The sequence below is a fragment of the Gordonia sp. SCSIO 19800 genome (genome assembly GCF_018132775.1).
Classification (GTDB): Bacteria; Actinomycetota; Actinomycetes; order Mycobacteriales; family Mycobacteriaceae; genus Gordonia; species Gordonia hongkongensis.
The window spans coordinates 12,433-36,393 of record NZ_JAGRQM010000002.1 but is presented as its reverse complement, the minus strand read 5'-3'; the positions used below and the strand labels follow the sequence as shown (position 1 = coordinate 36,393).

The following is a 23,961-nucleotide window of genomic DNA, read 5'->3' as shown; positions in this document are numbered from 1 at the left end:
GAGGTGAACGGAGGTCAGGACGGCCGGGTGACGATGACGCGCACCGCCGTCGGATCGAATCCGTTGCAGGGGTTGTTGATCTGCGGGCAGTTCGAGATGAGCACGAGGGTGTCGACCTCGGCGCGCAGCGCCAGTCGCTTGCCGGGGGCGGACAACCCATCGACGATCCCCAGCGAGCCGTCGGGATCGATGGGGACGTTCATGAAGAAGTTGACGTTGCCGACGAGGTCGGCCTTGCCGAGGCCGTGCCGGCTGCCCTCGATGAGGAAGTTCTCGACGCATGCGTGCTGGTGCTTGGTGTGGTGGCCGTAGCGCAGCGTGTTGGATTCCTGCGAGCAGGCGCCGCCGAGGGTGTCGTGGTTGCCGACCTCGTCGGCGACGATCGTCATCAGCGGAGTGGAGTCGTGGTCACGGATCACGCTGCCGGTGGTGAGGAAGATGTTGCCCTGCGCGGCGATCGTCGCCTGGGCCGAATACCGCTGGGCAGTGTCGGCGGCGGCGTAGAACAGCGTGTCGACGGCCTGGTTGCCGTGCAGGTCGACGATGGTCAGCACGTCGCCGGCGGCGACGACGCCCGACCACGGAGCCCGGTCGCCCACATGCGCGTCGTCGACGACGGCGCCGGGGACGAGAGCGAGTTCGGCGGCGGGCGGCGAGGCGAAATCGGTGATGAGTGCGGTGTTTGTCTCGGTCACGATGGGTGGTCCTCTCTGTGGGTCGGCTCAGTGATGAGCCGCGGCCCAGACGTCTTCGGAGTTGGCGACCGCGCGCTGGTACTCGGGGTCGGTGCCGGCGACCTCGGCCAGCAGCGTGTCGAGGTCGCTCTTCGCCTGCCACGCCAGCACTTCCAGCGAGGTGGTGTCGAAATGCGGCGACGGGTCGAGCGGATGCGCGGTGTTGGCGATCGCGACTGTGCACGGCAGATGCAGGATCAGATCGACCGAACGCCCGGGGCCCGCGCTGCCGGTCGAGCGCAGTGTCCCGTCGGCGTCGACGGTGACGCCGTGGAAGAACGACAGCGACGGCGCCACATCCGTGGGTGTCAGACCGTGCTTCGCGGCCGCGAGCGTGAACAGCTCACGTCCGGCCGGACTACCCGAATGCACCTCCCCGGCTCCATATCTCGCGGTATTGCCCGCGAGGGTCGAGGTACCGCACAGGGCGTCGTGGTGACCGGAGTCGTCGGCGACCACGGTCGCGAGCACGCGGCCCTGATCGCTGAGGAGCGGATGACCCGCACCCAGGTACGCCTGCCACGGGACCTTCACGGTGTCGGCGACGTTGAGACGCTCCCACGGCGCGTCGGCGCGCCAGAGCAGCAGATGTGCGCAGGCCGCGCCGGCCACATCGGTGAGCCGCAACCGGGTTCCCCGTGCCAGGACCTTGCTGGTGTAGCGGCCACCGGGCACCGTCTCCGCCCAGGTCAGCGAGGTGGGCGGGACGTCTGCGGGCGGGTTGGGCCAGGCCGATGGCGGCACCACCGGCATGCTGTCGGTGATGGCACCGGCCTGCGCACGGGCGTGTTCGCGGGCGCCGGTGGTGGTGCCGGTACCCGCCGCGGTGATCGTGCTCATTCGGAACTCCTTGTTGTAGATGGTGTTCGGGTGCCACCCTGCTCCCCGAGAAGCGAGCTAGCGAACGTCTCCCCCTGCTCCCTGAGGAGCGAGCTTGCGAGCGTCACGAAGGGTCTTCGCAACTCGTCTCGCCAGACCCTTCGTGACGCGCCCTCCGCAAGCTCCGGGCGCTCCTCAGGGAGCAGTGGTTGTGCGGTTCTTTCGGATTAGGGAGCAAGGGGGCATCAGGCGGACGGGGAGGTCGTCACCGGTCGCGGGTGTTCTTTTCCGCGGGGGTAGCAGGCGATGCCGACGAGGACGGTCGCCACGATGCAGATGGGGCCGGCCCAGCGGAGGATCGGCATCTCACCGGACGGGTCGAAGACCTCGGCCCGCGGCCACGCCAGATTGATCACCATCAGGACGCCGTAGAGCACCGCGAGGGCGTTCACCACGATACCGAATCGGCCCAGGCTGAACAGCTTTCGGCCACCGGCGTCGACGGCCGGCGTGTCCCGGCCGCCGCGATGCGGCCAGCCCTGGAACCGCCGGTAGAGCATCGGGCCGGTGACGGCCAGGTAGGCGAGGTAGATCAGGATGATGCACACGCTGGCGAGGGTCGCGAAGATCGCCGAGTTGCCGACGTTGACGAGCAGGATGCCGATGCAGAGCACACCGATCAGGATCGACGGCAGGATCGGGGTCCCGGTGCGGCTGTTGACATGTGCCAGTTGCGCCGAGAACGGGAGCCGGCCGTCGCGAGCCATGGAGAACATCAGACGCGAGCAGGCGGTCTGGATGGCGAGGGTACAGATGAAGATGGCCACCGCCACGTCGGCGAGCAGGACCTTGCCCCAGAAGCTGCCGAGCACGGAATCGAGGACGTACGGCAGACCGCCGGTCGCGAGTTGCTCATCGAGGGTGGGTGCCGCCATCAGGGTGCCGAGCAGCATCAGTCCGCCGCCGATGGCCGAGACGGTCAGCGCCATCCGGATGGTGCGCGGTGCGACGCGGCGCGGGTCCCTCGTCTCTTCGGCCAGCTCACCCGCCGACCCGAAACCGACCATGACGTACGCGGCCATCAGACCGGAGACGATGAACGCCCAGATGTAACCGGGCTGCTGACCGGGAACGCCGGTGTCGAAGACGACGTCGGGACCGCGCTGGGCGTGGGTGAACAGTGCCAGGATCACCGCGACGACACCGACGAGTTCGCAGACGACGCCGATGCTGTTGACCCGGCTCATCCACCGGACACCGATGCAGTTGATCGCGGTCACGATGACGAGCAGAACCGAGCCGAGCAGCACCGCGTTGGCCGCACCGCTCGTGGTGGTGAGGGTTGGGTCGTCGCCGATGATCTGGAAGCCGATCCAGATCGACGGCAGGACGACCTGCAGGGCGATCGCGGCCGCGGCAGCGGTGACGACCTGCGCGATCATCATGAACCAGCCGCCGAACCAACCGACGACCTCGCCGCCCATTCGGCGGGACCACTGGTAGATCGCGCCCGAGATCGGGTATCGCGCCGCGATTTCGGCGAAGCACAGCGCCACCAGGAACTGGCCGGCGTAGACGATCGGCCAGGTCCAGAAGAAGGCCGGGCCGCCGAAACCGAAACCCAGACCGAACAACTGGAAGATGGTGGTCAGGATCGAGACGAACGAGAACCCGGCGGCGAAGGACGCGAACTTGCCGAGCGAACGATGGAGTTGCTGGTCGTAGCCGAGTGCCGAGAGGTCGTGTGCGTCGGCATCTCCGGCGCCCGGGCCGGACGATGATCCAGCGGCCGAGGAGGGCGATGGCGCGGGAGCCACTTCGGGGGTGGAGGTCATGCGTGGTCTTCCTTTCTGAGAGAAAGCTCCACGTTGAGCACGGTTGAGGCAGGCACTGTTTCCTGTCACCTGATAGGTAAGCCCTCGCTGATTTCTATCGATTGACAGAATTGTTCCGGTCGTGAAAACTCCCGTTACGTCCGCGTAACGCGCCTGGGATTTCCCCGGTCGGCGGGTCCGCGAACAGCCGAAGCACGCGGTCTGTCGGCTAGGGTCGAGAAATCCGGGTCACAAGATGCCCGGGTTGCGAGATCTGTTGACGCAATTGAGGAGACGACATGCCGTCCGGCTCGAGTACGGCCCCGACGCCGACCGGCCGCGGCCGCCCGCGCCTGGTCCAGGCCCGACGCCGCGGGCAGACCGCGCGCGAGGAAATCCTCGACGCCGCTGCCGAATTGTTCACCCGCCACGGGTACACCGGGACGTCGACACGCATGATCGCCGAGGCGGTCGGCATCCGACAGGCGTCGATGTACCACTACTTCGGCACCAAAGACGACATTCTCGCGACCCTGCTGGAGACGACAGTCGTCGCCTCACTCGACCGCGCGCGGGTACTCCTCGACGGGGATGGACCCGCGCTCGCGCGGCTGCTGGAGCTCGCGCGCTTCGATGTCGATCAGCTGGCACAGTCGCGCTGGAACCTCGGCGCCCTGTACCTGCTGCCCGAGGTCGCCGACCAGCGTTTCGTCGAATTCCGTTCAGCACGGCAGGAATTGGCCGACTCCTATGCCGCCCTGGCGGCCGCGGCACTCGGCGACTCCACCGACAAGCGGACGCTGCTCCCCTTCCGCCTGGTGGAGTCGGTCATCATGATGCGCGCCGACGAACAGCGCGGCGAGCTCGGCGAACACACGGCCGCCGGTCTCGCCGCCACCGTCGTCGACGCGATCTCGCGAATCCTGTAGCAACAGAGCGCACATGGCCCACGTCGCTACGGGATCCCCGCGAGCGTGACGGCTAGCAGGTTCCGATCACGCCACCCTGCAGCGCCACCTCCATCTTGCGCACGATCGAGCAGTCCGCCGGACCACTCCCGACACCCCGCATGGGTTCGACCTGCTTCACCGCGGGGGTCGGGGCGAGCTGCCGGCCGACCGGCCCGGTGACCTGCGGTACGACCGGCTCCGGGGCGGCGTGCCGCGGCTGATGCGGTACGACCCGCTCGGCCGACACCTCGGTGGCGTCCGCGCGCAGGTGTCGCGGCTTGTCGACCGGCACCTTCCAACCCTTGTCGTAGCCGTGCGCGGCGCCGATCGCGACACCGGCCGCGACCGCGGGCAGCGCGACGAGGGTGGCGACCAGAGCCGTCCCGACCACGGGACCGACGACGAGTCCGGTGGGCCACAACGGCAACGTGAGTATCAGACCCAAGGGGGCACCCACCACACCGCCGACCGCGAGGGCGAGGGGTGCTGCCACCCCGGCTCCGATGACGCCACCGACCGCGGCGTCACCGACCATCTGCTCGGCCACCCGGTCGGCGCGCGCGACCGGTACGCCGTTGCTCTGCAACACATCCGAGATTCCTCGGACGATCTCGCCGGCTCCCGCCGAGATCTGCGCGGCCAGTTGCGGCGACACCGCTCGCGGACGGGTCAGGTCCAGGTTGCCGACCCGAACCCGGTCCCCGGCATCGGCGACCGGCACCGCCACCGAACCGAGTGGCCGCAGGTGCCGCGGCCCCGGTGTCGGGACGACCGACGTCACTTCCGGCCATGACCCGACCACCACCGGCGCCGCATCCGAGACCAGTGCGGCGTCGATCTGCGCGATGCGGAAAGCGTTGCCGGGCAGTGTTTGTGCTCCCGACGTCGATGAGGAGGGTACCACCGGGACGGGCAGGGCCACCCCGGGTGAGACCGCCTGGGCCACGGCCGGGGCCGTCACCGTGAGCGACGCGGCCATTGCGCAGCCAAGCAAGGCGCCCGCCGGGCGGCGACCGCGCGGACGTGGGCAACGGTGTGCGCCGGATTTGCCGTTCTTGTCCATGGACGACCTCATCTCTTGTTGGTGAACCGATCATCGTGAGAAAACGCTAACCCCGAAGCGGCTTTCCGCGAGGCACTTTCGCGCGTCAGATGATCGTCGAGGACGGTCGCGATCTGTCTGATCGCCTCGTCCTCGGTCATCCCGAGGTGGTGGGTGTCGATGTCGACATTCGTTATGCTCCCCCGGACGTACCGACCCCATCCGTTGGCGCCCAACGCATCCGGTCGCCGATCGCGCACTGCGGTGAAGTAGAGCACGTCGGTGTCGACGACCGGCGGGTGCCAGTCACCGGTGGCCCGGATCAACAGGTTGTAGGCGTCGGTCAGCCGCTCGATCGTCGCGGCGTCGATGCCGAACCCGGCGCCGAGGCGCTCGGCGATCTGCTCGGCGGCTTGTTCGGCGGTCGCGTCCGCACTGACGTAGTCGATGCCGAGGACCGGGCCGAGATTGCTGATCAGCTCGCCGGCGGTGACGGTGGTGATCGCCGACGAGTCGACACCGTCGGCCTCGGTGTCGAGCATGGCGAGCAGCGCGACCTCGGAACCGGCCGCCCGCATCTCGGCGGCGACCGCGTGCGCGATCACCCCGCCCAGCGACCATCCCAGCAGGTGATACGGCCCCTCGGGCTGTACCGTCCGGATCTCGTCGGCGTACCGGCGTGCGATCTCGTCGATCGTGGTGGGGCCGGGTGCCTCGCCACCGATCTGTGGCGCCTGCAGGCCGTACACCGGCCGGCCGGGCGGGACCTGCCGGCTCAGCGTCTGGTAGCACCAGGCCAGTCCGGAGGCGGGGTGGACGCAGAACAGCGGCGGCAGTTCGCCTTCCGGCCGGATGGGGAGCAAGACGTCGAAGCCCACCCCGCCCGGCGACTCGTCCCCCGGCCCGCTCGCAACGTCGAACCCGTTACGCATCCCGTCCTCGATCCGCCGGGCCAGGTCGGCCGGGCTCGAATCGGACAGCATCCACCGGACCGGGATCTCGACGTGCAACTCGGTCTCGAGGTCGTTGACGACCTGGACCGACCGCAGCGAATTGCCGCCGAGCGCGTAGAAGTCGTCGTCGGCACCGACCCGCGGGACACCGAGCACGTGCTCGAAGGTCCGGGCGATCTCGGTCTCCAGCCACGACGACGGTGCGCGGAACGCCGAGGCGTCACGTGTCGGCTGCGGCAGCCTCGCCCGGTCGAGCTTGCCCGACGCGGTGATCGGCAGCGAGTCGATCACCATCACCGCCGTCGGCATCATGTATCCCGGGAGCGCCGCCGACGCGAACGCGGTGACCTCGGCGGTGTTCACCGACCTCTCCCCGACGTCCCTCACGCCGACGCCGCGGTCGGCCCCCACCGGCACCAGGTAGACGGTGAGATAGTCGACCGTGTCGGTCGAGGTGACCGCGGCCGCCGCGCGGGCGATGTCCGGGTGCGCGGCGAAGACCGCCTCGATCTCACCGAGTTCGATGCGCAGCCCGCGGAGCTTGACCTGGAAGTCGCTGCGTCCCAGATACTCGAGCGCACCGCTTCGGCGACGCCGCACCAGATCACCGGTGCGGTACATCCGGGCGCCGGCCGTGAAGGGATCGGCCACGAAGCGATCGGCGGTCAGAGCCGGTCGTCCGTGATAACCCCGCGCCACCTGCGTCCCGGACAGGTAGAGATCGCCGGTCACCCCCGCCGGCACCGGACGCAGCCGCGAGTCCAGCACGTACGCACAGGCATTCCACACCGGCGCACCCATCGGCACCGCGCCGTCGTCGGCCGTCCCCACCGCGGAGGAGGTCGCGTGCACCGTGAACTCGGTCGGCCCGTACAGGTTGTACAACTCCACTTCCGGCAGCGCACGGCGGGCGGCGTCCACCACGTCGGGCCCGAAGGCCTCACCCGCGACGAGCAGGGCCCGCAACGACAGCGCCGCGCCGGTGGGCAGGGCATCGGCGAACACCGCCAGCATCGACGGCACGAACGAGGTGATGGTCACCCGATGGGTGGACATGGCCTCGGCCAGGTAGCGCGGATCGGTGTGGCCGTCCGGTCGCGCGATCACCAGTCGGGCACCGACGGAGAGGGTCGCGAACAGTTCCCACACCGACACGTCGAAGGTCGCGGGAGTCTTCTGCAGCACCACGTCCGATCGGTTCAGCCCATACTCGGCGCTGATCCAGCGAAGCTGGTTGACCACCGAACGATGCGACACGGCAACGCCTTTGGGTCGACCCGTGGAGCCGGAGGTGAACAGCACGTACGCGAGGGCGTCCGGGGTCAGCGGCGTGATCCGGTCATCGTCGGTCAGCGGCGAGTCGTCGAACCCCGAGAGGTCGACAGAGTCGAGCGCGGACAGCACCAGCACCGGCTCGGCGCACTCGACCATGTAGTCGATCCGCTCGGCCGGATGGTCCGGGTCGATCGGCACGTAACCACCGCCGGCGGCGTGCACCGCGTACATCGCCGTGAGCTGGTCGAGCGAGCGTCGCATACGGAGCGCGACCAGCGAGTCCGGCCCCACCCCCTGTGCGACCATCCAGCGGGCCAGCCGGTTCACCCGACCGGAGAACTCGGCGTAGGTCTGCGAGACCGTCCCGCAGATCACCGCGGTGTCCTCGGCGTACGCGACCGCGGCCGCGGCGAACATCGAGACGAGGGTCTCGGCGGAGTCCACCTCATGCATCGTCGCGTTCGGACCCTGGAGGGCGGCAGACCGTTCGGCGTCATCGAGCAGGTCCACGTCGTGGACAGCGCGGTCGGCGTCGATCGTCATCGCCTCGAGCATCGCCACCAACCGTTCGACGAACCGCTCCACGGTCGACGCGTCAAAGAGGTCGGACGCGAAGGTGACACCACCGGTGATGCCGGCCGGCGCCCCGTGCGCGTCGTAGGAATCGGCGACCGTCACCTGCAGGTCGAACAGGGCGAGTCCGGTGTCCGGTTCGACGGCCCGCACCGACAGATCGGGCATTTCGATGTCGGTGCTCGAGATGTTCTGGAACGCCAGCATCACCTGGAACAGCGGGTTGTGGGCGTCGGAGCGGACCGGGTTGAGTTCGGTGACGAGCCGTTCGAACGGGACGTCGGCGTGACCGAACGCCGCGAGGTCGGTGGCGCGCACGTCGTCGATCAACTCGGCGAACGACATCCCGCTCCGCACCCGGGTGCGCAGGACGAGCGTGTTGACGAACATCCCGACCAGATCGTCGAGAGCACGTTCCCCGCGTCCGGCGTACGGGGTCCCGACGGCGACGTCGTCGGTCGCGGCGAGTCGCGCGAGCAGGGCGGCCAGCGCGGCATGGAAGACCATGAACAGTGTCGTGTTGTGGGCGCGGGCGACCCGTTGCAACCCGGCGTGCAGATCGGCGTCGACGGTCAGGCCGACGGACTCCCCGGCGTAGGACTGGGTGGCCGGGCGCGGCCGATCGGTGGGCAGTTCGAGCAGCGGCGGTGTGCCGGCCAGTTGCTCGGCCCAGTAGTCGATCTGCGCGCGCAGCAACGAGTTCGGGTCCGATTCGGAGCCCAGGACCGCCCGCTGCCAGATCGCGTAGTCGGCGTACTGCACCGGCAACGGCACCCATCCGGGCGCCTCGCCCTGCAGACGCGCGACGTAGGCCGTCATGATGTCCCGCGCGAGGGGCCCCAACGAGGAGCCGTCACCGCCGATGTGATGCAGGATCACGGCGAGCACCCACTCGTCGCCGCCGAGCTCGAAGAGCACGATCCGGGTCGACGCCCCGGCGGTGAGGTCGAACGGTGCCGCGATCAACTCCGCGATCGCCTGATCGACATCGGATTCCGCAACCTGGACGACCTCCATCGGGACGGTGTCAGCGGGCAGGATCACCTGGGCCGGTTCGCCTTCGACGAAGGGGTAGACGGTGCGCAGGATCTCGTGGCGGGCGACGACGTCACCGATCGCCCGGCGGAGGACGTCGACATCGAGACTTCCGGACAACCGCACCACGACCGGGATGCTGTACGCCGGCGACTCGGGTTCGATCCGGTTGAGGAACCACATGCGTTGCTGCGCATAGGACAGCGGGATCCGCTCCGGGCGTTCGTGTGCCACCAGGTCGACGCGCCCGGTGTCCGTGTGCGACTCGGCGCGGGCGGCCAGCCGCGTCACCGTGGACGCCTCGAAGATCACCGACACCGGGATCGTGGTGTCAAGCGCCGCACCGATTCTCGCCACCACCCGCGTTGCGGCGAGACTGTTGCCGCCGAGGTCGAAGAAGTCGTCGTCGGCGCCGACCGCGGCATCGACGGCCAGGATGTCGGCGAACACCCCCGCGACGATCTCCTCGACCGGCGTGGCCGGGGCACGGAAACTCCGGGTGGTGACGACCGGCGCGGGAAGGGCACGCCGGTCGAGCTTCCCACTGGGTGTCAGGGGGATCTCGTCAAGGACCACGACCGCCGCCGGGACCATGTACGTCGGCAACACCTCACCGAGTTCGGCACGAAGTTTCTCACCGACGAGGGCGACGCCCGGCGCGGGCACCACGTAGGACACCAGGCGCACACCGATGCCGGAGTCGTGCCGCGGGACGGTGACGGCGTAGGCCACCCGAGCGAGTTCTGCCAGCGCGGCGTCGATCTCCCCGAGCTCGACCCGAAAGCCGTGGACCTTCACCTGAAAGTCGTTGCGTCCGATGAACTCCAGGTCGCCCGAGTGGTTGCGGCGCACGATGTCCCCCGTACGGTATGCGCGTTCCCCGGCATCGCCGAAGGGGTGGGCGACGAACCGGGCCGCGGACACCCCGGACCTGTTCAGGTAGCCGCGCGCGAGCGCGGGTCCGGACAGATACAGCTCCCCCGCGACCCCGTCCGGCACGGGCTGCAGACGGGTGTCGAGCACGAGCGTCTGCATCCCGGCGAGCGCCGTGCCGATCGTCGACCGTTCTCCCACCCGCAGTGGAGTAGTGGCGGTGGCGACGATGGTGGTCTCGGTGGGGCCGTACAGCACCCGGAATTCCCGGCCAGTAGCCGGATCGGCACCCACCCACCGGCTCACCAGGTCGGTCGGTACCTCGTCACCGCCCGACATGACGACCCGCAGGTCGTCGAGCCCGTCCGGGTCCACCGAGGCCAGCGCGGCCGGGGTGACGAACGCATGGGAGACGCGGTGATCGCGGAGGAAGTCGGCCAGCTCGCGACCACCCCGCATCCCGGTGGGCGCCACGACGACGGTGGCCGCGGCGCTCACGGCGAGCAGGATCTCCAGCAGCGACGCGTCGAACGAGGGAGAGGCGAAATGCAGTACCCGCGGGCTGGTTCCGGGCTCACGGTCGATGTGCAGCGTGGCGAGGTAGTCGGCGACGCCGGCATGCGTGACGGCGACGCCCTTCGGCACGCCGGTGGAGCCGGAGGTGAAGACCACCCAGGCGGTGTTCGCGGGCCGGACCGGGCACACCCGATCGGTCTGTCGGATCGGCGACGACGACAGTTCGGCAACCTCGGCGGCGGTGGCGGGGTCGTCGAGCACGACCCAGTCGAGCGTCCCGGACAGCGTCGGCCGGGACCCACGTGTCGTGATCCCCAGTGGCGCAGCCGAATCGGACACCATCTGGTCGATCCGCGCGGCCGGGTAATGCGGGTCCACCGGGACATAGGGAGCACCCGATTTCACGACGGCCCACCACGCGACCAGCGATTCCGCCGACCGCTCCACGGCCACCGCCACGGGCCGCTCCGGTGCCGCACCATTGTCGATGAGGTACCGCGCCAGCCGATTCGATCGGCGATCGAGCTCGCCGTAGGACAGCTCGACGTCGCCGCAGATCACCGCCGCACCGTCCGGGTCGGCCACGACGGCGGCCGCGAAGATCTCCGGCAGCAGCACGGGCTCCGCGACCGCACCCGGTACCACCTTCGCCAACAGTTCCGCGCGCTCGGCTCCACCGAGCCAGTCGATGTCACCGACGGGTGTTGTCGCGTCGTCGACGATCGCGTCGAGCACACGGTGCAACCGACTGGCGATGCCGGCCACCGTCCCCGGATCGAACAGGTCGCGGGCGAACATCACGGTTCCCGAGAGACCCTGTGCCGTGCCGTCTTCGGTGTAGGACTCGGCGAGGACCACCTGGAGGTCGAACTGGCAGATGCCGGTGTCGGCCTGCGCGCGGGAGACGCGCAGGTCCGGCAGGTCGAGATGGACGTCGGACAGGTTCTGGAAGGCCAGCGCGACCTGGAACAGCGGATGATGCGCGGTGGACCGATCCGGGTTGAGTTCGGAGACGATCCGCTCGAACGGGACGTCGGAGTGCTCGAAGGCGTCCAGGTCGACCTCGCGCACGCGGCCGAGCAATCCGGCGAACGACTCCGCGGCGTCGAGGTCGGTCCGGAGCGCGAGGGTGTTGACGAACATGCCGACGAGCGGTTCCAGTCCCGGTTCGCCGCGCCCGGCGACCGGGGTGCCGATCACGACGTCGTCGGCGCCGCTCAACCGGCCGAGCACCGCGGCGAGCGCGGCGTGCACGACCATGAACAACGACGCGCCATGTGCCCGCGCGAGGGCCAGGAGTTGCCCGTGCAGGCGGGCGTCGATCGCCACCGGCACCTGCCCGCCCGCCAGGGTCGCCACCGGCGGACGCGGGCGGTCGGTGGGCAGATCGAGGACGTCCGGGCCACCCGACATGGTCGACCGCCAGAAATCCAGTTGGGCGTGCATCAACGAGGTCGGATCGCCTTCGCTCCCCAGCATGTTTCGCTGCCACAGCGCGTAATCGGCGTAGTGGACCGCGAGCGGTTCCCAGGTCGGTTCCGCGCCGGCGATGCGGGCGGCGTACGACGTCATCACATCGCGGGCGAGCGGCGCCATGGACTGGCCGTCACCGGCGATGTGATGGACCACGAGGACGAGCAGGAAACGCCCGTCGGTCCCCTCCCGGTCGTCGTGTGCGTCGCGGTTGTCCGGGCCATCGGGATCGTCCACGCCGTCCGGGTCCATCGCGACCACGGCCACACGCATCGGTACCGACGCGGTCACGTCGAAGCCGCGGCGTACGAATACGGCGACGACGTCCTCGACCTCGGTGGCCGATGCCCGCATCGACTCGAGGAGCACCGGGGCGTGGTCGAGGACGAGTTGCCACGGCTCGCCGTCGGTGTCGGGGTAGATCGTCCGCAGCACCTCGTGCCGCCCGACCACGTCGTCGAGGGCCTGCCCGAGCGCCGCGAGGTCCAGGTGCCCCGTGAGTTCGAGGACCACCGGGATGTTGTAGGCCGGCGACTCCGGCTCCATCCGATTGAGGAACCACATCCGCTGCTGCGCCAGCGACAACGGGATGCGCTCCGGGCGAACGGCTGCCGTCAACGCGGTGCGCCGGTCGTCGCCCAGCGACCCGACCAGCTCCGCCAGTGCCGCGACGCCGGGCGCGTCGAACACCGACCGCAGCGGAACCCGTACTCCCAGTTCCGCACCCAGCCGCGCCGTCACCACCGAGGCGGTCAGCGAGTCGCCACCCAGGGCGAAGAAGTCATCGTCGGCGCCCACGCGCGGCACGCCGAGGACGTCCTGGAAGACGTGCGCCACGGCGGACTCGGCCGGGCCGGACGGTGCACGGAACCCACGCGGGGCGATCACCGGTTCGGGCAGGCGACTCCGATCCAGCTTGCCGGTCGGCGTGAGGGGTATCTCGTCCAGCACGACCACCGCGGCCGGGACCATGTACGCGGGCAGCGATCGCTCCAGCGACGCACGTAGTTCGTCACCGGAGAGCGACGCCCCCGCGGTGGCGGTCACGTAGGAGACCAGACAGTGCGGCGTTCCGTTCCCGCCACGCGGGACGGTCACGGCGTAGGCGACGTCGGCGCGTGATCCGAGGCGCGCGTCGATCTCGCCCACCTCTACCCGGGTGCCGCGCACCTTCACCTGGAAGTCGTTGCGTCCCACGTACTCCAGTGCACCGGACCGGGAGACCCGGACGAGGTCGCCCGTCCGGTACATCCGGGTTCCGGGCGCGTCGGCGGGGCAGGCCACGAACCGCGCCGCCGTCGTCGCGGGCCGGCCGACATAACCGTCGGCCAGGCCGGGGCCGACGAGGTACAACTCGCCGACGACGCCCTGCGGAACCGGACGCATCCACGTGTCGAGCACCATCGTGCCGACCGGTCCCACCGCCGTCCCGATCGTGATCGGATGACCCGCCCGCAGCGGCGTGCCGGCGGTGGCCCAGATGGTCGATTCGGTCGGCCCGTACAGGTTGATCATGTTCCGGCCGTCGGCCCACCGTGAGACCAACTCGGGCCCGACCGGCTCACCCGCGGTCGCCAGTACGCGCAGCGTGTCGAGACCGTCGGCCGGGACGGTGGCCAGTGCCGACGGGGTCAGGACGGCATGCGAGACCTTCTCGCGCCGAATCAGATTCGCGAGCTCGGGACCGCCGTAGACATCGGGTGGCGCGACCACGAGACGTCCCCCGGAGCCGTGGGCCATCAGGAGTTCGAACACGAAGGCGTCGAAGCTCGGTGAGGCCACCTGCAACACAGTCGACGACTGGTCGACGCCGAGTACCGCGCGCTGCGCCGCGACCACCGGCGCGAGTCCGCGGTGGGAGACGACGACGCCCTTGGGCGTGCCGGTGGAACCGGACGTGTAGATCAGGTAGGCGGTGTCCCCGAGCCGGATCGGGCCGCCTTGTTCGACGTCGCTGACCGGATTGCTGGAGCGACCCTTCGAGACGCTCGCAAGCTCGCTCCTCAGGGAGCGGGGGGAGCCGCCGCCTTCGTTCGACTGGGGGCCGTCCGTCCGCAGTTCGTCGACGAGGAGCCAATCGATGCTGTCGGGCAGTGCGGCCCGGCGCGCGCCGACGGTGATCCCCAACCCGGCGCCGGCGTCGGCCAGCACGAACTCGATGCGTTCGGCGGGCAGGTTCGGATCCAGCGGCAGGAACGGCACTCCCGCCTTGGCCGCCGCCCAGATCGCGATCGCCGCCTCGACGGACCGCGGCAGTGCGCATGCCACGACGCCGGACCGCGCCTGCCGCGAGATCTGTCGCGCCAGGCGATCGGACTCGGCGTCCAGCTGCCGGTACGACAGCGACCGCTCGCCGCAGGTCACCGCGATCGCATCGGGCGCCTGACCGGCTGCGGCGGTGAGGATGTCGAGCAGGGTGGCCGGTTCCGTCTTCGCGTCGATCCGACCGGCGCCTGCCTCGTGCCCGATGTGACGGAGTGCGCCGAGGCGCGAACCCGGCTCATCGGCGATGCGGGCGAGACATTCCACGAAGTGGTCGACGATCTCCCGTGCGCGGCTCTCGTCGAACTCGTCCCGATGGAACCGCACGGTGATGCCGAGTCCCGGTTCCCCCTCGCCGCCGTCGATCTTCGGCGCCACGACGACGCTCAGCGGGTAGGGCGTGGCGTCGAGCCCGGTGACGCTGTCGACGTGCAAGCCCGCCGCGGTGACCAAGTGTTGCAGTGCGTCCTCGCGCAGCGGGAACGACTGGAAGGCCAGTGCGGTGTCGAACAGATCCGACCGGCCCACCGCGCGGTGGATGGCCGGGAGTCCGACGTAGTGGTGGTCCAGGACCAGCGCGTTCGCGTCCTGCACATGAACCAGCAACTCGCGCAATGACATCGACGGTTCGAGACGGACCCGGATCGGTACCGTGCTGAGGAACATCCCCAGCGCCCGGTCGACGCCGGGCAGCTCCGGTGGCCGTCCGGCGACCGCGGAGCCCAGGACCACATCGGTGTCGCCGGTGAGGGTTCGCAGGACGAGGGCCCACGCCGCGGACAACGCGGTCCCTACCGTCACCGCGGACTCCGCGGCGGCCGACCGCAGACGCGCATACTCCTGCCCGGGCAGCTCGGCGATGACCTCACCGGCGTCGAACACGGTGGTCGCGGCGCCGAGTCGGGTCACGCGGGTGGGTCCGTCGACGTCGGCGTAGGCCTGCGCCCATGCGGCCGTCGAGGCGTCCTGATCCTGTTCGCCGAGCCACGCGAGGTAGTCCCGGTACGAGGCTGCCGGCCGGCATGCGCCGATCTGCCCCGGGTCGCCGTAATAGTGGAGCAGTTCGCCGAGCAGCAGGGGCATCGACCAGCCGTCGAGGATCACGTGATGGTTGGTGACGTGCAGGGCGAAGTGGTCGCTGTCGAGCCGCACGAGGGTGAATCGGATCAGCGAGGGTTCGGTCAGGTCGAAACCGGCGGCGGCGTCGTCGGCGGCGACCCGCCGGGCGGCCCCGCGGTCCGCGGCAACGGTGAGATCGACTGTCCGGAAGCGCACCTCGACGCCGTCGACGACGACCTGCCGCGGGCCGCGCGACGTCTCGACGAAGGCCGTCCGCAAGACGTCGTGGCGGTCCACGAGCGCCTGCGCGGCGCGGCGCAGCAGGCCGGCGTCGACCGGACCGGAGAGGGCGATCGTCGACTGCACGGTGTAGGTGTCCACCGCATCGGGATCGAGGGTCGAATGGAAGTGGATACCCGATTGCGTCGGCGACAACGGCCAGACGTCCGACAGCCGTGGGTAGTCGTTGCGCAGCCGGTCGAGATCGGCGTCGGAAAGATCGACGAGCGGCGAATCCTGCTCGGTGACAGCCTGTTCGACGGCCGAACCGGTGGCCGGGTCGCCGGTCGCGGAGGCGGTGGTAGCGATCTCGGCGAGCGCGGCGACGGTCTTCGCCTCGAAGACCGCCCGGGGAGTGAGCGATAGTCCGGCGGCCTTCGCCGCCGCGACCAGTTGCATCGAGACGATGCTGTCGCCCCCGAGCGTGAAGAAGTTGTCGTCGGCGGTGACGTCGTCGAGCTCCAGTACCTCGGCGAACAGCGCGGCGATGACGCGCTCGGCCGGTGTCTCCGGCGGGCGGCCGCCCCCGCTCTCGGCACGGAACTCACACTGCCGCAGCGCCTTCGTGTCGACCTTCCCCGACCGGGTGACCGGCATCGACTCCAGCTCGACGATCGCTGCGGGAACCATGTAATGCGGCAGGGTGTTCGCGAGGTCGTCGTGCAGCGCATGCACGTCCATCGGCTCGTCCGGCGTCCCCACGACGTAGGACACGATGACCGGACGACCCGCCGGTCCGCGCTGGAGCACGGTCGCCGCCTGCGCGACGCCGGCGATCCGCGCGAGATGGGCATCGATGTCCCCGGTCTCGATGCGCAGGCCGTGGACCTTCACCTGCTGGTCGTTGCGCCCCAGATAATCCAGCCGCAGGGCGCCGTCCGTGCGAATCCAGCGCACGGCATCGCCGGTGCGGTAGAGGCGTTCGCCGGCGGAGCGTACGGGATCGGCCACGAACCTCGTCGCGGTGACGCCTGCGCGGTCGAAGTAGCCACGCGCCAGACCGGGACCACCGAGGTAGAGTTCGCCGACCACTCCGACCGGCACCGGCCGCAACCAGGTGTCGAGCACGAACGCCGAGACTCCCCGGATCGGTTCCCCGATCGTCACCGGCTCCCCGGGCCGGAGATCGTCGGCGCCGGTCGCCCAGATCGTGGTCTCCGTGGGTCCGTAGTGGTTCATCAGCCGACGACCCGGCGACCACCGGGTGACGATGTCCGCGCCCGTCGCCTCGCCGACCACCGCGACGATCCGCAGCTCCGGCAGACGCGACGGGTCCATCGTGTTGAGCACCGTCGGCGTGATGATGGCGTGGGACACCCGCTCGGTCCGCAGCAGGTCCTCGAGGTCGGCACCGCCGTAGATCTCCGGCGGCGCGACGGCCAGGCAGGCGCCGGCGCTGTGCGCGACCAACACCTCCGACACGCAGGCGTCGAAGCCGGGGGACGCGACCTGCAGGACCGTCGAATTCGGTTCCACCGCGAAGGATTCCGCGTACTCGACCACCAGGTCGGCGAGGCCGCGATGGGTGACGTGGACGGCCTTCGGCCGGCCGGTGGAGCCGGACGTGAAGATCAGATAGGCCGCGTTGTCCGGCCGGAGCGGGAGCGGGTCCCCGGTACCGAGCGGTGTCGAGTCGTCGGTACCGAGCGGGAGCGAGCCGGGTCCGGTGAGGGTCAGCCACTCGACGCTGTCCGGGAGATTCGGGACGACGGCGTCGACTGTCACCCCGATCGTGGACCGCGCGTCGGCGAGCAGTTCGGCGATGCGGTAGGCCGGATTGCCCGGGTCGACGGCGACGAAGGCCGCTCCGGTCCGGGCGACCGCCCAGATCGCCACGATGAGCGCGGCCGACCGCGGGATCGCCAGGGCCACCGAGGTCTCCGGTCCGGCGCCGCGGGCGGCGAGCTCGTCGGCGAGCCGGTTGCTGCGGCGCACGAGTTCGCGATATGTCATCGTGACGCCGTCGGCGCGCACCGCCGGTGCCTCGGGGTGTCGTCGCGCGGTGTCGGCGAGGATGTCCCGGAGTAGGCGGGGCGACACGGCGGGCGGACCCTCGATCGGACAGAGGGCGGATCGTTCGGTGTCCCAACAGGGTGCCAGCGTGGCGACCTTGCGGCCCGGTTCGGCGGCGATCTGGCGCAGCAGCAGCACGAACCGCTCGAGCAGTACCTCGGCGGACTCCCGGTCGAGGCGGTCGACGGCGTACTTCACCACCAGTTCGTAGGTGCCGGGCCGATCGGCGGCCGGTTGGTCGGCCCGTCCGGGCCGGGGCGGCGTGACCTGGAGGCTGACCGGGTACGGGGTCGCGTCGTGGGCGGCCAGGCCGTTCCACCGCAGTCCCGCGTCGCCGAGCATGCTGTTGATCTCGTCCGGGTCGACCGGGTACGACTCCAGCACCGTGGCGGTGTCGAACATGTCGGCCACCCCGGTCACCCGCTGGAGTTCGGCGAGGCCGATGTCGCGGTGGCCGAGCATCGCCGCCTGCTCGGACTGCGCTCTCGTGAGCAGGTCGATCACCCGCTCGTCCGGGTCGAGCCGGATCCGCACCGGGAGGGTGTTGATGAACAGCCCGATCATCTGCTCGATGCCCGGGATGGAGGCGGGACGGTCGGACACCGTGTTGCCGAAGACCACGTCGGATCGGCCCGTCATGATCGAGAGCAGCATCGCCCACGCCACCTGGATCGAGGTGTTCGCGGTCACCCCGTGGGCGCGCCCGAGACCCGCGATCGCCTCCGTCGTCGCGATGTCGAGATCGAGCGCGGTCTCGTCGACCTCGGCCGTCGCGTCGCGCTCCGCGGCGCCGGTGAGTCGCGTCGGACTCTCGATGCCGGCGAGGGTCTCCTGCCACGCACGTGCCGTCGCGTCGTGGTCGCGGGTATGCAGCCACTGCAGGTAGTCCCGGAACGTCCGGGGTGCGGGAAGTCCGGCAGCGCCGTCGGCGTCATCGTCGGCCAGGTACAACTGCAGCAGTTCGGAGATGACGACGGGCATCGACCACCCGTCGAGGACGATGTGGTGGTTGGTGATCGACAGCAGGAACTCGTCGCCACCCGGGTTCTCGGTGTCGCGTGTCAACCGGATGAGGTGGAAACGGACCAGCGGCGGCCGAGCCAGGTCGAAGGGGGCCGCCGACCCGGCGATGAGACGACGCAGTGCACGGTCCCGGTCGTCGGCGTCGGCGATCCCGGTGAGGTCGGAGTCCGACCAGTCGACGGTCACGTCGTCGAGCAGGATCTGCCGCGGCCCGGCGCCGGTCTCGACGAATGCAACGCGGAGACTGTCGTGCCGGGCGATCAGCGCCTGCGCCGCCCGACGCATCCGGTCCGGTTCGAGCCGCCCGCCGAGTCGCAGTTCGGCCTGCACCGTGTACCCGTCGACGGCGGCGGCGTCGTAGGTCGCGTGGAACAGCAGTCCGGACTGCAGCGCGGTCAGCGGCCACACGTCGACCATCGACGGATGGGCGGCGGTCCAGTGATCGATGTCGGCCTGGGTGGTCGAGACCAGCGGGAAGTCCGACGGCGTGTGGCCGCCGGCCGTCCCGGACCGGACGTGCTGGGCGAGACCCTTCAGGGCCTGCACCCACAGGCCGGCCAGCTCCTCGACGTCGACCCGGTCGAGCACCAGCGCGGCGTACTCCCAGCCGACGTCGAGTTCGACGCCGGCCGAACCCGGTTCGGCGATCGCATTGATGTCGATGACGGCGGGCAACGCCATCCACGGGTGCCCGGTCCCGACCAACGCGTCGAAATCGCGCGCCGGCATCCACGGACCGGTGTGCTCGCCGGTCCCCATCCGGCCCAGGTAGTTGAGGCTGATCTGGGGTTCGGGCCGGTCGCCCAGTTCGTCGCGGCCGGCCGGGTCGAGATATCGGATCATGCCGTAGCCGATCCCGTGGTCGGGGGCCGCCCGCAGCTGTTCCTTGATCTGCTTGATCGCCAGTCCGGCCGACGGACCACCGGTGAGGGCGTCCTCGACGTCGACGCCGTGCAATTCGAGCCGGACCGGGAACCGAGAGGTGAACCAGCCCACCGTCGAGGTGAGGTCCGCGCCGGGTACCGCGGCCTCCTCGCGACCGTGGCCTTCGAGGGCGATCAACTCACTGCCGTCGGCCTGCCCGCGCCGACGTCGCCAGTGCGCGAGCGCCAGGGCCAGCGCGGCCAGCAACGAATCGTTGGCACCGCCGTGGAACCGCGCGGGGATGGTGGTGAGCGCCGCCTCGGTCACATCCGCCGGAATCCGCATCCGGATGCGTCCGGCGGTGGCGACCATGTCTCGATCCGGGTCGAGCGCGCGGCGTCCGAGCAACCGGTCGCCGGGCTCGAGGATCTCCGTCCATCGGTCCAGTTCGGCCGCGGCGCGCACGGGTGCCTGCTCGACGAGGCCGTGGACCCAACGGCGGACCGACGTCGTCGGCAGGCCGAGGCCCGGCACCGCGCCCCTGCGGATCTGGTGCCAGGCGGTGACGAGGTCGGCGAGAAGGATGCGCCAGGAGACCCCGTCGACGGCCAGATGATGGATGACCAGCCACATCAGGTCGGGCGCGGTGCGGTCGGGGTGCTGCATCCACACGAACCGCACCAGGACGCCGGCGCGTGGGTCGAGTCGATCGGCCGCGGCCTGGAGGTGGCGGTCGATCTCGTCGCCGTCCCGTCGGTCGAGCCACACGTGCTCGAGCGCCTCGTCGGCGTCGACCGCACCGGGTGGGCGGACCACCACGTGGGGTTGGTCGGCGAGATCGTCGACCAGCGTGGCCCGGAGGATGTCGTGCCGGTCGAGCACCGCGCGCAGTGTGCGCACCAGTTCGTCGCGCCCGGCGGCATCCGGGAGCTCGACCAGCGCGGCCTGTCCGAACCGGTCGACGGGACCGCGTTCGAGCATCGCGTGCATGATCGGCGACAGCGGGATGGAGCCGACGGCGCCGCCGGGCAACTCGCGCAGTCCGTCGTCGTCGGAGACATCGGAAGCCATCGCGGCCAGCGCGGCGACGGTCTTGTGCTCGAACACATCCTGGGTCGTGAACGCGAGCCCGCTCGCCTTCGCCCGCGCCACGAGCTGGATGGACAGGATGCTGTCGCCGCCGAGGACGAAGAAGCTGTCGTCGGCACCCACCTCGACGACCCCGAGTACCTCGGAGAAGAGTTGCGCCAGTCGGTATTCCCGGGGAGTCGACGGCGGCCCCCCCGATCGCGCGGATGCGAACACGGGCGCGGGCAGGGCTCGTCGGTCGACCTTGCCGAACGCATTCAGCGGCAGGGCGTCGAGGATCGTGATGACGGACGGGACCAGATGCGGCGGCAGGCACTCGCGTGCGAATCGCTCCAGCTCCGCCGGTTCGACCCGCTGTCCCGTCGCCGGCACCACGTACGACGCCAGGACGGTCGCGCCGGCGAGGTTGAGCGCGGGCACGGTGACGGACTGGTCCACCTGGGCGTGCCCGGTGAGAGCGGCGTCGATCTCACCGGGCTCGATCCGGTACCCACGGATCTTCAGCTGGAAGTCGGTGCGGCCCAACAGCTCCAGCGACGGCGCGGTCCCCGCCCCGACCCAGCGGGCGAGATCGCCGGTCCGGTACATCCGTTCGCCCGGCGCGCCGTGCGGGTGGGCCACGAAACGTGCCGCGGTCTGACCGGGCAGGCGCGCGTAGCCGCGAGCCAGCCCCGGGCCGGCGAGGTACAGCTCGCCTGCGGTTCCCATCGGCACCGGTTGCAGTGCGTGGTCGAGGACCATCACCGACGTACCGCGGATGGGGCCGCCCACCGTGACGTCTGCATCGGGCTCGACCACCGCACTCGCCGCCGTGATCGTCGACTCGGTCGGCCCGTACTCGTTGATCATCGTCGCCGACCGGGTCCACCGTTCGACCACGTGCGGTGCGCATCGGTCGCCGCCGACGACGACGGTCTGCATCCGGGTCAGCGATTCCGGCTCGATGGTCGCCAGCATCGCGGGCGTGAGGGTCAGGTGGGTGACCTCCTCCTCGGCGAGCAACTGGGTGAGCCGCTCGCCGCCGATCACCTCCGGAGGCACAATCACCAGGGCGGATCCGGTTGCGAAGCAGGTCAGCAGCTGTTCCATCGACGCATCGAAGCTCGGGGAGAGCGCGTAGGAGACCCGGGACGCCGGCGCGAGGCCATAGGCGCGGGTGCGATCGGCGATGAGACTCGCCAACCCGGAGTGGGTGACCTGCACGCCCTTCGGCACGCCGGTCGAACCGGACGTGTAGGTCATGTACGCGACGTTCTCGAGCCGGGCCCGCGACGGAGCCGGCGAGTCGTCGAAGCCGCCGCCCGAGGCGCCGTCGGTGTTCCCGTCGGGCGAGAGGTCGCCGAGGTCGATCCGGACAGCCGACGGGGGCACCCGCTCGGCGAACTCGTCGACGGTGATCGCCGCACGGGCACCGCTGTCGGCGAAGATGTGCTCGATGCGCTTTCGCGGGTATTCCGGATCCACCTGCACGATCGCGGCACCGGTCTTCGCCACCGCCCAGACGGCCACGACGGTGCCCAGGGACCGTCGCAGCAGGATGGCAACCGACTCCTCCGGCGCGCAGCCCGCGGCGAGCAGGCGCCGCGCGAGGCGCGACGAGGCGGCGTCGAGTTCGCGATACGTCATCGAACGCCCGGACGCGCACACCGCGGTAGATTCTCCCTGTCGCGCAACCGTTTCGGCGAGAATGTCGGCGAGTACCCGCGGCGGGGCGCAACGCGCGCCCCGCACGGGGAGCAATGTCGCCCGCTCATGCTCGTCGAGCAACGAGAGCTGTCCCACGCGATCGTCGGACGCCCCGCCGAGGAATGCGTGCAGGAACATCAGGAAGCGACGGTGGTGCCCGGTGAGCTCGTCCGGGGTGTAGATGTTCGGGTTGCCCTGGAAGTCGATGTGCGTGCTGCTCTTTCCCGCGCCCGGGTAGATGTTGACGAACAGATCGGACGTCGGACCCGAGGTCAACACGTGCAACCGCCCGGTGACCTCACCCAGCACCACCTCGCTGTCGACCATCATGAGGTTCACCGCCGGCCCGAAGGACGCCGACTCGTCTCGGGCCATCCCCATGTCGGCGAAGATGTCCTCCTGCCGGTACCGCTGCCGCCGCAGAGCACTCAGCAACTCCCCCTGCACGGAGGTCACCACGTCGCCGAGCGTGCGGCCGGCGACCGGCACACGCAGCGGCACGACGTTGGCCACCATGCCGCCCGACCGGCGCAGCACGGCGGAGTGGCGACCCGAGACCGGAAGGCTGAGAAGGACTTCGGCACTGCCGGTCATCCGCGCGAGGTACGCGGCGAACGCCGCGACGACCACCGGGGTCACGCCACCTCCCTCCTGCGCGGCCGCATCGAGCAGCGCGGCCGTCTCCGCGGGAATCGGCGCGCTCACGAGGATCGGGTGCAGCGTCGGCTTGCCGTGCCGGCCGGCCAGGGTCACGACCGGCGGGGCGCCGTCGAGATGGTCGCTCCAGTACCTGCGGTCGTTGTCGTGACGAGTCGACCCGGGGTAGGACGCGTCCTGGGCGATGATGTCGGCGATGTCGCTCGCCTTCGACGGCGGCGCGGGATCGCCGCGAACGGCCGCGTTGTACAGCTCGGTGATCCGCCGGACCATCGTCACCGCGGCGAATCCGTCGAGCGCGATGTGGTGCGCCCGCAGGTACCACATGTAGTGCGCGTCCCCGACGCGGTAGACGATGCTCGTCATCAGGTCGTCGGTGAGCAGGTCGAGCGGTCTCGTGTAGTCGAGCAGCATCAGCCGGTGCGCTGTCGCGGTCGGATCGGCCTCGCCGCGCAGATCCACGGTGCTCACCGGAGCGCTCTGGGAAGCGACGTATTGCCGCGGTTCGCCATCGACGACGACCAGGCGCAGGTGCCCCGAGCCGAACTCCCGCCCGGTGATCAGGCAGACCTCCGTCAGCAACTCGGTGTCCAGTTCGCCGTCGATGTCGACGTACTGTGCCACCGAGATCGGCAGGTCACCGGCCACATGCTGGGCGAACCAGATGCCGCGCTGCGCGGCGGACAACGGAAGTGAGTCCACACCGGGATCCGGTCTCGCCGACGTGGCGGCCCCGGTCGTCTCCGTGGGATGGTCACCGGCCGGCATCCGGGTCGACGAGGAGTGCGCGGACGGGGTGACGAGATCCTTGTCTGAGATGGTCACGTGGCCTCCATGCGTTCGTATCGATCGCACTCGTCCGGGTATCAGGACCACCCGGGCACCCCCGCAGACCACGGGATGGACAATTCACAACCCGCGCGAGATCAAGCCAGATAAGCCCCCCCTGGAGAGCTGTCGCCCCGTCGACAA

Annotated in this window: 6 protein-coding genes; 1 reads left to right on the top strand and 5 read right to left on the bottom strand. The window is 70.1% G+C overall.

Annotated features, from left to right (window positions below):
• Positions 1-14 precede the first annotated feature (14 nt).
• The 3 genes from KB201_RS02590 to KB201_RS02580 form a co-directional block, all read right to left on the bottom strand.
• The gene (locus tag KB201_RS02590) at positions 15-695 is read right to left on the bottom strand and encodes an urea amidolyase associated protein UAAP2 (RefSeq protein WP_078113648.1); all 681 of its coding nucleotides are present in this window, start codon (positions 693-695) and stop codon (positions 15-17) included.
• 27 nt (positions 696-722) lie between these two features.
• Positions 723-1,574, bottom strand: a complete 852-nt coding sequence (locus KB201_RS02585; protein ID WP_078113647.1) for an urea amidolyase associated protein UAAP1 — start codon at positions 1,572-1,574, stop codon at positions 723-725.
• 224 nt (positions 1,575-1,798) lie between these two features.
• On the bottom strand, positions 1,799-3,388 hold the full coding sequence (locus KB201_RS02580; RefSeq protein WP_165629685.1) for an amino acid permease: 1,590 nt from the start codon (positions 3,386-3,388) through the stop codon (positions 1,799-1,801).
• A gap of 278 nt (positions 3,389-3,666) precedes the next feature.
• Between KB201_RS02580 and KB201_RS02575 the strand changes: the two genes are divergently transcribed.
• Positions 3,667-4,296, top strand: a complete 630-nt coding sequence (locus KB201_RS02575) for a TetR/AcrR family transcriptional regulator (protein ID WP_058253821.1) — start codon at positions 3,667-3,669, stop codon at positions 4,294-4,296.
• Between the two features lie 52 nt (positions 4,297-4,348).
• On the opposite strand, the gene KB201_RS02570 is transcribed toward KB201_RS02575, so the two are convergent.
• Entirely contained in the window at positions 4,349-5,296 is a 948-nt protein-coding gene (locus tag KB201_RS02570) for a hypothetical protein (protein ID WP_374193872.1), read from the bottom strand.
• Between the two features lie 92 nt (positions 5,297-5,388).
• A complete protein-coding gene (locus tag KB201_RS02565) occupies positions 5,389-23,814 on the bottom strand; it encodes an amino acid adenylation domain-containing protein (protein WP_211538267.1) in 18,426 nt (6,141 codons plus the stop codon).
• Between the last annotated feature and the right edge of the window lie 147 nt (positions 23,815-23,961).